Origin of the sequence: Kineococcus gypseus (assembly GCF_050871305.1) — a bacterium.
GTDB classification, from domain to species: domain Bacteria; phylum Actinomycetota; class Actinomycetes; order Actinomycetales; family Kineococcaceae; genus Kineococcus; species Kineococcus gypseus.
The window spans coordinates 1-8395 of the sequence record NZ_JBJLRD010000090.1 but is presented as its reverse complement, the minus strand read 5'-3'; the positions used below and the strand labels follow the sequence as shown (position 1 = coordinate 8395).

Here is an 8395-nt window from a genome sequence, read left to right as displayed (position 1 = left end):
TGGTCGTCGGCGCCGCGGCCGCCGGCCTTGAGCGCGCCGCGCCGGGCGCGACGGGGCCCGGGCACCCGACCCCGGCGGGAGGGGCGCCCGGGCCCGCGCGCCCGACCCGGTCGCGCCCGGGTCGGGCGGGTGGATCGGGTGGATCGGGTGGGGCGGGTGGGGCGCTCAGTGCTTGTCGCCGGTGAGGGCGTCCTTGACCTTGGTGACGACGTTCTCGGCCTGCTGCACAGCGCCGCCGACGGCGTTGCCCGGCTTGCCCGGACCCTGGCTGCCGTCGTAGGTGACGAACTGCAGCGGGTCCGGCGCCGGCAGGACGGCGTCGTCGTCGGTCAGCGGGCGCAGCTCCTCGACGCGGAACGGCTCGCCGTCCAGGACGCTGTTGCCGGTGGCCCACAGGCCCTCGCCGGCGCGGCTGCCGTTGGTGCTCGTGTAGAAGACGTGCGCGGCGGACTCGTCCTCCCAGTCCCCGTTGGAGTGCTCGATCTCGCTCTCGGCGAAACCCTCCTCCACGAGCATCTGGATGCCCAGCAGCCACTGCTGCTGGTGGTAGGTGTCGCGCGCGAGGTTGAAGGCGAGCATGTCCTTCACGCCGCGGTCGTCGGTCATGTTCGCGATGCGGCTGGTCATCAGCCGGCTCTGCCCCTCGGCCGCCGCGTTGGAGCGGAAGTCGGTGAGCAGGTTGCCGCTGGCGACGATGTAGGCGGCGCTCCAGGGGTTGCCCAGGCTGTCGGTGGGGCGCGCGCCGCCGCCGGAGACGATGGCGTGCTGGGGGTTCTGCCCGCCCAGCACCGCGGCCAGGACCGGGTTGGCGGCGGCGGCCTTCTCGGTGGTCTCGCCGGGGGCGCCCTCGAGCAGGCGCGCCTGCATGACGGTGAGCATCTCCACGTGGGAGATCTCCTCCGTCCCGATGTCCATGATCATGTCCTTGTACTTGCCGGGCACGCGGCAGTTCCAGCCCTGGAACAGGTACTGCATCATCACGGTCATCTCGCCGAACTGGCCGCCCAGGATCTCCTGGAACTTCGCGGCGAACAGCGCGTCGGGCTTCTCGGGCTTGGCGGTGAACTGCAGCTCGCGGGTGTGGCGGTACACGGTGACCTCCTGGTCGAGCGGGTGCGCGGGCGGCGGGGTCCGGTAGCCCCGCCCGTCGCGGCCGGTGCTTCCTGCCTCCGCCGGTCCCGTACCCCCCGCCGCGGGGTTCAACCCGCCACGTCCGCCGGCCGCTCCGGCCGCCCGGCCGCGCCCGGGCGCCCGCACCGGCTCCCGGTGGCGCCCGACCTGATCTCCACGTTTGATCGTCCCGAGGCCGGGTAGTGATCCGGTGGACGAGTTGCGGGTGGGGAGGACCCCACCTGGCGGGACCACAGGAGGAGGCGAGCATGTCGACGTACGACGTGACGGGCGGATCGGGGGCCACGGCCGCCGACGCCGGGGGCGGCGACGCGCAGCAGCGCGCCCAGCAGACCGCCGGCACCGCGAAGGAGCAGGCCGGTCAGGTCGCGGGCACCGCCAAGGAGCAGGCCGGCCAGGTGGCCGGCACCGCGAAGGAGCAGGCCGGTCAGGTCGCGGGCACCGCCAAGGAGCAGGCCGGTCAGCTGGCCGGCACCGCCCGGCAGGAGGCCGAGCACGTGGTGCAGTCCGCGCGCGAGCAGCTCGGCGAGGTGCTCACCGACGTCGAGTCGCAGGCCGGCGACCTGATCGGCCAGCTGCGCCAGCAGGTGCACGAGCAGAGCACCACCCAGCGCGACAGGCTGGCCGCCCTGCTGAGCCAGGCCGGCGAGGAGCTCTCGCAGATGAGCCGCTCCAGCCAGGGTTCGGGGCCGGCGACCCAGCTCGTGCGCCAGGCCGGCGAGCGCGCCGGGGCCTGGGGCCGCACGCTGTCCGACCACGAGCCGCAGGAGCTGCTCGAGCAGCTGCGCTCGTACGCGCGCCGCAAGCCGGGCACGTTCCTGCTGGGCGCGCTGGCGGCGGGTGCCCTCGCGGGCCGCCTGACCCGCGGCGCCAAGGAGGCCCACGACCGCGGCCCCGCGGCGGCCACCGGCCGCGAGCTGGAGCCGCTGAGCACCGCCCCGACCCCCGGCTCGACCGGTCTGCCCCCGACCTACGCGGGCGGCACCACGGGCACCTACGCGGGCGCGGGCGCGGGCGCGGGCACGTACGCGGGCACGGGGACGACCACCGCCGGCACGACCACCACCGGCACCCGCTCGGAGCAGGACGAGGTCGTCTCCCGCTACGGCGAGAACACCATCGAGGACCTCGTGCCGCACCACCTGCGCTCGGACGTGCCGTCGGTCTCGGACGCGCCCTCGCACGGGTCCCGGCCGTGAGCGGGGCCACCAGCGCCCCGCGGCCGGACAGCTCGGCCGCCGGCGGCGAGCGCTCCATCGGGGAGATCTTCTCCAGCATCACCACGGAGCTGTCCACGCTGGTGCGCCAGGAGATCGCCCTGGCCAAGACGGAGCTGCGCCAGGACGCCAAGAACGCCGGTCGCGGCGCGGGCCTGCTGGCCGGCGCCGGCGTGGCCGGGCACCTGTTCCTCATCTCGCTGACCGCGCTGGCGATCCTCGCCCTGGGCCACCTCATCGGTCACGCCTGGGCAGCGCTGGTCGTCACCGTCGTGTGGGCGGTGGTCGCCGCCGTGCTGGCCAAGAGCGGGCAGAAGGCGCTCAAGCAGGTCCCGCCCCCCCTGGAGCGGACCACCACGACACTGAAGGAGGACGTGCAATGGGCCAAGCACCCGACGAACTGAGCGGCTACCGGGCCGCGCCGGACAGCCCCGAGCGCATCGAGGACGAGATCGCCGGCACGCGCTCCGCCCTCAGCGCCGACCTCGACGAGCTGACCGAGCGCCTGAGCCCCTCCAACGTGGCGCACCGCCAGGTGGACAAGGTCAAGGACCGCGCCATCGGCCTCAAGGACCGCGTCATGGGCTCCGCGCACGACGCGGTGGACTCCGTCACCGGCTCGGCGCACGACGCCGCCGACTCCGTGCGCGGCACGGCCGGCGGCCTGCGCGAGCGCGTCGGCGGCGCCGCCGGCGACCTGCGCGAGCGCGTCGGGGGCACCGTGGGCGACGCCCGCGACGCCGCCGGCCACGCCCGCGAGGGCGCGGCGGGCTCGGCCGGCGACGCGAGGGTCGCCGTGACCTCCCGCACCCGCGGCAACCCGCTGGCGGCCGGCCTGATCGCCTTCGGCGCCGGCTGGCTGGTCTCCTCGCTGCTGCCGGCCAGCGAGCGCGAGGTGCGCGCCACCGCCAAGGCCGTCGACGCCGCCAAGGAGCGCGGCGGCGGCGTGATCGAGGCCGCGAAGGAGAGCGTGCAGGAGGTGCGCGGGAACCTGCAGGAGCAGGCCGCCGGCGCCGCCCAGCACGTCGCCCAGACCGCCAGGGAGGGCGTGGAGGCGGTGCGCTCGGACGCGCAGGACGCCGCCGGGCACGTCAAGGAGCAGGGCCAGTCCGCGGTGGGCGAGGTCAAGCAGCAGGGCCAGTCCGCCGTCGGCGAGGTCAAGGACCAGGGCCAGACCGCCGTCGGCGAGGTCAAGGGCCACGGGCAGGCCGCCGCGGGCGAGGTCCGCGACACCGCCCGCGGCTGACCGGGCCGCACCACCGACCGGCACCACCGGTCGACCAGCACCACCACGCGCGCCGCGGCGGGGCGGGCCCTGAGGGCCCGTCTTGCCGCGGCGTCGCCGGACGAGGAGGACGCGTGAGCACCGGACCGCACGAGCAGTCCACGCCCCCCGGCGGGCGGGACGCCGTCCAGGAGGGCACCGACGACCTCGTGGACGAGGCGTTCGACACCGACGACGCCGACGCGCCGTCGGAACCCCGCGGGGACGCGCAGACCCCCTGATCGAGCGGCACCCGGGCCGGGACGCGCTCGGCGCGCGCCCCGGTCCCGGGGGCGGGAGAGTGGAGGACATGAGCAGGACCACCCAGCGTTCCGACACCGACGACGTGTCGGTGCACCACGGCGAGCACGGCGAGAAGGCCGAGTCCCCCCAGCAGATCCCGGCCAGGGGCTGGCTGCAGGTCTCCAAGCGCGCCTGGCGCGAGGCGAAGGACGACCAGGTCCCGCTGCTCGCCGCCGGCGTCGCCTTCAAGGCGTTCCTGGCCATCTTCCCGGCGCTGACCGCCGCGTTCCTGCTGTGGAGCCTCTTCGGCGACCCGCAGGCCATCACCGACCAGATCAACGGCGTCGCAGCCATCCCCGAGGAGGCCCGGGCCCTGGTCGTCGACCAGGTCGAGGCCGTCGGCCAGAACCAGTCCAGCGCCGGGTGGAGCGCCGCCCTGGCCATCGTGCTGGCGCTGTGGAGCGCCTCCAGCGGCGTGCAGAACCTCATGTCGGCCACGAACCTGGCCTACGACGAGAAGGAGACCCGCGGCTTCGTCAAGGTCAAGGGCACCGCGCTGCTGCTGACCGTCGGCGCGATCCTCTTCATGCTGCTGGCCATCGCGTGCATCGCGGTCGCCCCGGTGCTCGTCAACGCCCTGGGTGCCAGCGGGATCGTCAGCGTCGTCGTCAACGTCCTGCGCTGGGTGCTGCTGCTCGTGCTCGTCCTGGTGGCCCTGGCCGCGGTGTACCGCCTGGCCCCCGACCGCGACGCGCCGCGCATGAAGTGGACCTCCGTGGGCGCGGCCGTGGCCACCGTGCTGTGGCTGATCGTCTCGATCGGCTTCTCGATCTACGTCAGCGTCTCGGGGAACTCCTCCTACACGAAGAACTACGGCGCCCTGGCCGGTGTCGTCGTGCTGCTGATGTGGCTGTGGCTGACCAGCTACGCCATCCTGCTCGGCGCCGAGATCAACGCCGAGTCCGAGCGCCAGACCGACGAGGACACCACCGTCGGCCCGCCGCAGCCCATGGGCCGGCGCGACGCGGTGGCCGCCGACCGCAAGCCCGAGGACCGCTAGGTCCTCAGGGCCCGCGGCCGGCGCCGCACCGCCCTCAGCCCGCCCTCAGCGCAGCCGCAGGTTCACCGTCCGCCGGTGAGCTTGCGGCTGCGCTGCTGCTCGGCCGGTGCGCCGTACGGGTAGTCCGCCGGCTGCGGGTCGCTGGCGGTGTCCAGCGCGTCGAGCTCGTCGGCCTCCAGCTCCAGGTCCGCCGCCCCGAGGTTGTCCCTCAGCTGCTCCAGCGTGCGGGCGCCGAGGATGACGGAGGAGACCACCGGCTGCGCGGCCAGCCAGGCCAGCGAGACCTGCGCCATGCTCGCCCCGCGCGCCTCGGCGATGCGCTGCACCGCCTCGATGACGTCCCAGGTGCGCTGCTGGGCGTTGCGGCGCGAGTACGCCTCCATGCCGCGCTCGGGGTCCTCGCCCAGGCGGGTGGCGCCGGTGGGGGTGTCGTCGCGGGTGTACTTGCCCGAGAGCCACCCCCCGCCCAGCGGCGACCACGGCAGCAGGCCCAGCCCGTTCTCCTCCGCCGCGGGCACGATCTCCCACTCGACCTCGCGCACCAGCAGGTTGTACTGCGGCTGCAGCGTCACCGGGCGCACCAGCCCGGCGGAGTCCGCGGTGCTCACCGCCTTCTGCAGCTGCCAGCCGGTGAAGTTCGACAGCCCGACGTCGTGCACCTTGCCGGCGCGCACGAACGCGTCGAGGGTCTCCAGCGTCTCCTCGATCGGCGTCCACGGGTCCCAGGCGTGCACCTGGTACAGGTCCACCGCCTCCAGGCCCAGGCGGCGCAGCGAGGCGTCCAGGGCGCGGGTGAGGTGCCGGCGCGACAGCCCCACGCCGTTGGGCTCGTTCGAGGTGGGGAAGCGGCCCTTGGTGGCCAGGACGACGCGCTCGGTGACCTCCGCCGGCCGCGCGGCGAACCAGGCGCCGATGATCTCCTCGGAGGTCCCCCGCGTGTAGACGTCGGCGGTGTCCACCAGCGTGCCGCCGGCCTCGACGAAGGCGTCGAGCTGGGCGAAGGCGCCCTCGCGGTCGGTCTCGCCGCCGAACGTCATCGTGCCGAGCGCGAGGTGGGAGACGGCGGTGCCGCTGCCGCCCAGGGTCCGGTACTCCATCGTGCGGTTCCTCCAGACGGGTGGACTTCGCTGCGTCCTGCACGGCCATCCTGCTCCCCGGGCGCGCCCGGCTGCGAGGCGGCCCCCGCGCGGTGGGCGGGGCGTTGCGGGGCGCGGCGCGATCACCGAGCATCGGGGCCGTGCCCGAGACCCCGCAGCCCTTCGACGTGCACGTGCGCGGCACGGTGTTCCTGGACATCGTCTTCACCGGCCTGGAGGCCGAGCCGCGCCCGGGCACGGAGGTGTGGACCTCGGGCATGGGCTCGTGCCCGGGCGGCATCGCGAACATGGCCGTGGCCACCGCCCGGCTGGGGCTGAGCACCTCCCTGGCCGCGGCGTTCAGCACCGACGCCTACGGGCAGTTCTGCTGGGAGACGCTGGGGGAGCAGGAGGGCGTGGACCTGTCCGCCTCGCACCGCGTCGACGACTGGCACTCGCCGGTGACCGTCTCCCTCGCCTACGGCGGGGACCGGGCGATGGTCACCCACGAGCACCCCCCGCCGGTCCCGGACCCGGTGGACGTGCCGCCGGCGCGCGCGTGCCTGGCGCACCTGGAGGCGGACCCGCAGCCGTGGGTGCTGCGCGCGGAGAGCCAGGGCGCGCTCGTCTTCGCCGACGTCGGTTGGGACTCCTCCACGCGCTGGAGCCCGGACGTGCTCGCCGGCCTGGACCACTGCTACGCGTTCCTGCCCAACCACGTCGAGGCGATGCGCTACACCCGCACCGACGACGCGCGCGCGGCGGTCTCGGCGCTGTCCGAGCGGGTGCCGGTGGCGGTGGTCACCCGCGGGGCGCACGGCGCGGTGGCGGTGGACCAGACCACGGGGGAGAGCGCGGAGGCGCCGGGGCTGAACCTGCAGGCGCTGGACGCCACCGGCGCCGGCGACGTCTTCGCCGCGGGTTTCCTCACCGCCACCCTGGCGGGCTGGCCGCTGGCGCAGCGGCTGGCGTTCGCGAACCTGTGCGCGGGGCTGAGCGTGCAGCAGTTCGGCGGCTCCCTCTCGGCGCCCGGGTGGGGCGACATCGCCGACTGGTGGACGCACCTGCGCCGCGGCCCGCGCACCTCGGCCACGGCCGAGCTGGTGCGCCGCTACGACTTCCTGCGCGGGGTGCTGCCCGCCGAGCACGGGCGGGCCGTGCGGCGCGCCTCGGCGACCCTGTCGGTGCGCAACGACCTGCCGCGCGGGCCCAGCGCCCCCCACCCCGCCTGAGCGCCGCGCGGGCGTCAGCCCAGGGCCTCGACGACCACCCGCAGGTCGGCCACGAGCGCGTCGTAGGCGTCCTGGCGCCCCTCCTCGGGCACCCGCAGCACCGCCGAGGGGTGGATGGTGCCCAGGAAGGTCTTCTCCCCGCGCGAGGTGGTGATCCGGTACGGCCGGCCGCGGTCCCTGGTGACGCGGAAGTCCTTGGGCATCAGCGCCTTGGCGGCGGTGGCGCCCAGGCAGACGACGACCTCGGGGTCCACCTGCGCCAGCTCGGCGGCCAGCCAGGGGCGGCAGGCGGTGATGTGCGCCAGGTCCGGGCTCTTGTGGATGCGCCGCGCGCCGGGGGAGCGCTGCTCGAAGCGGAAGTGCTTGACCGCGTTGGTCACGTACACGCCCCCGCGGTCCAGCCCGGCCTCGTCGACGGCGCGCTGCAGCAGCCGCCCGGCGGGGCCGACGAACGGCACCCCGCGCCGGTCCTCCTGGTCGCCGGGCTGCTCGCCCACCAGCGCCACGCGCGCTCCGGGCGAGCCGGCGGAGAAGACGACCTGCGTGGCCGGCTCCCACAGCTCGCACCCGCGGCAGCTCGCCGCGGCCTCGCGCAGCTGCTCCACGCCGGCGCCCTCGGGGACCCACTCCTGCGCGCCGGGGCGCTCGATCCGCGTGACCACGGGCCCTGTCCTACGGCCTGGCGGGCCCGCCCGCCACCCGGCCGCGTCCGGCCCGGCACCGGCTGGCACCATGGATGCGTCATGGACACCACCGGGGTGCATCCCCTCCCGCCCGCGGCCGAGCGCGTCTACGCCGAGGTCAAGGCCGCCATCCTCGACCGCTCCCTGCCCGGCGGGCACCTGCTCACCGAGGGCGAGGCCGCCGAGCGCGTCGGCGTCTCGCGCACCCCCGCGCGCGAGGCGCTGCTGCGGCTGCACGCCGAGGGCCTGGTGCACCTGGTGCCCAAGCGCGGCGCGCTCGTCGTGCCCGTCTCCCCGGCCGAGGTCGAGGACGTCCTCGAGGCCCGCGAGCTCGTCGAGGTGCACACCGCCGCGGGGGGGGGGGGGGGGGGGGGGGGGGGGGGGGGGGGCCGGGGGGGGGGCCCCCCCCCCCCCCCTGCGCGCGTCGCCGGGGTGCGGCTCAGATCCCGCCCTCGAGGCTCAGGCGCGTGAGGACCGGGGGCGCCGCGA

The 8395-nt window shown here is 75.7% G+C and carries 9 protein-coding genes and 1 pseudogene; 7 read left to right on the top strand and 3 right to left on the bottom strand.

From position 1 onward, the window contains the following. Positions 1-165: 165 nt before the first annotated feature. Positions 166-1092 carry a manganese catalase gene (locus ACRYMN_RS20340; protein WP_432499170.1) on the bottom strand — a complete coding sequence of 309 codons (927 nt, stop codon included), beginning with the start codon at positions 1090-1092 and terminating at the stop codon, positions 166-168. A gap of 287 nt (positions 1093-1379) precedes the next feature. Between ACRYMN_RS20340 and ACRYMN_RS20335 the strand changes: the two genes are divergently transcribed. The 5 genes from ACRYMN_RS20335 to ACRYMN_RS20315 all read left to right on the top strand — a co-directional run bounded on the left by ACRYMN_RS20335 (position 1380) and on the right by ACRYMN_RS20315 (position 4915). After that, on the top strand, positions 1380-2330 hold the full coding sequence (locus tag ACRYMN_RS20335) for a hypothetical protein (protein WP_432499167.1): 951 nt from the start codon (positions 1380-1382) through the stop codon (positions 2328-2330). Further along, the gene (locus ACRYMN_RS20330; RefSeq protein WP_432499164.1) at positions 2327-2752 is read left to right on the top strand and encodes a phage holin family protein; all 426 of its coding nucleotides are present in this window, start codon (positions 2327-2329) and stop codon (positions 2750-2752) included. Before ACRYMN_RS20335 ends, ACRYMN_RS20330 begins: the two co-directional genes overlap by 4 nt. Next, positions 2728-3594 carry a DUF3618 domain-containing protein gene (locus ACRYMN_RS20325; protein ID WP_432499161.1) on the top strand — a complete coding sequence of 289 codons (867 nt, stop codon included), beginning with the start codon at positions 2728-2730 and terminating at the stop codon, positions 3592-3594. The genes ACRYMN_RS20330 and ACRYMN_RS20325 overlap by 25 nt, the downstream gene beginning before the upstream one ends. A gap of 113 nt (positions 3595-3707) precedes the next feature. After that, positions 3708-3854 (top strand): hypothetical protein, encoded by a 147-nt coding sequence (locus ACRYMN_RS20320; RefSeq protein ID WP_432499159.1) that lies wholly within the window; start codon positions 3708-3710, stop codon positions 3852-3854. Between the two features lie 68 nt (positions 3855-3922). Continuing rightward, the gene (locus ACRYMN_RS20315) at positions 3923-4915 is read left to right on the top strand and encodes a YihY/virulence factor BrkB family protein (protein WP_432499157.1); all 993 of its coding nucleotides are present in this window, start codon (positions 3923-3925) and stop codon (positions 4913-4915) included. 62 nt (positions 4916-4977) lie between these two features. Here the strand turns inward: ACRYMN_RS20315 and ACRYMN_RS20310 are convergent, their stop codons facing one another. Next, positions 4978-6012, bottom strand: coding sequence for an aldo/keto reductase (locus ACRYMN_RS20310; protein WP_432499154.1), 1035 nt, complete (start codon positions 6010-6012; stop codon positions 4978-4980). A 140-nt stretch (positions 6013-6152) separates the two neighbouring features. Between ACRYMN_RS20310 and ACRYMN_RS20305 the strand changes: the two genes are divergently transcribed. Next, positions 6153-7223 carry a PfkB family carbohydrate kinase gene (locus tag ACRYMN_RS20305; protein WP_432499151.1) on the top strand — a complete coding sequence of 357 codons (1071 nt, stop codon included), beginning with the start codon at positions 6153-6155 and terminating at the stop codon, positions 7221-7223. Positions 7224-7237: 14 nt separating this feature from the next. Here ACRYMN_RS20305 and ACRYMN_RS20300 read toward each other — a convergent pair whose 3' ends face one another. Beyond that, entirely contained in the window at positions 7238-7885 is a 648-nt protein-coding gene (locus ACRYMN_RS20300) for a UdgX family uracil-DNA binding protein (protein ID WP_432499149.1), read from the bottom strand. Positions 7886-7966: 81 nt separating this feature from the next. Here ACRYMN_RS20300 and ACRYMN_RS20295 point away from each other — a divergent pair. Continuing rightward, a pseudogene (locus ACRYMN_RS20295) lies at positions 7967-8260 on the top strand (GntR family transcriptional regulator); the annotation flags it as partial. Positions 8261-8395 lie beyond the last annotated feature (135 nt).

Bases quoted from the DNA above. Each gene is read 5' to 3' on its own strand.
- ACRYMN_RS20335 (WP_432499167.1), top strand. From the start codon at position 1,380: ATGTCGACGTACGACGTGACGGGCGGATCGGGGGCCACGGCCGCCGAC.
- ACRYMN_RS20325 (WP_432499161.1), top strand. From the start codon at position 2,728: ATGGGCCAAGCACCCGACGAACTGAGCGGCTACCGGGCCGCGCCGGAC.
- ACRYMN_RS20315 (WP_432499157.1), top strand. From the start codon at position 3,923: ATGAGCAGGACCACCCAGCGTTCCGACACCGACGACGTGTCGGTGCAC.
- ACRYMN_RS20310 (WP_432499154.1), bottom strand. From the start codon at position 6,012: ATGGAGTACCGGACCCTGGGCGGCAGCGGCACCGCCGTCTCCCACCTC.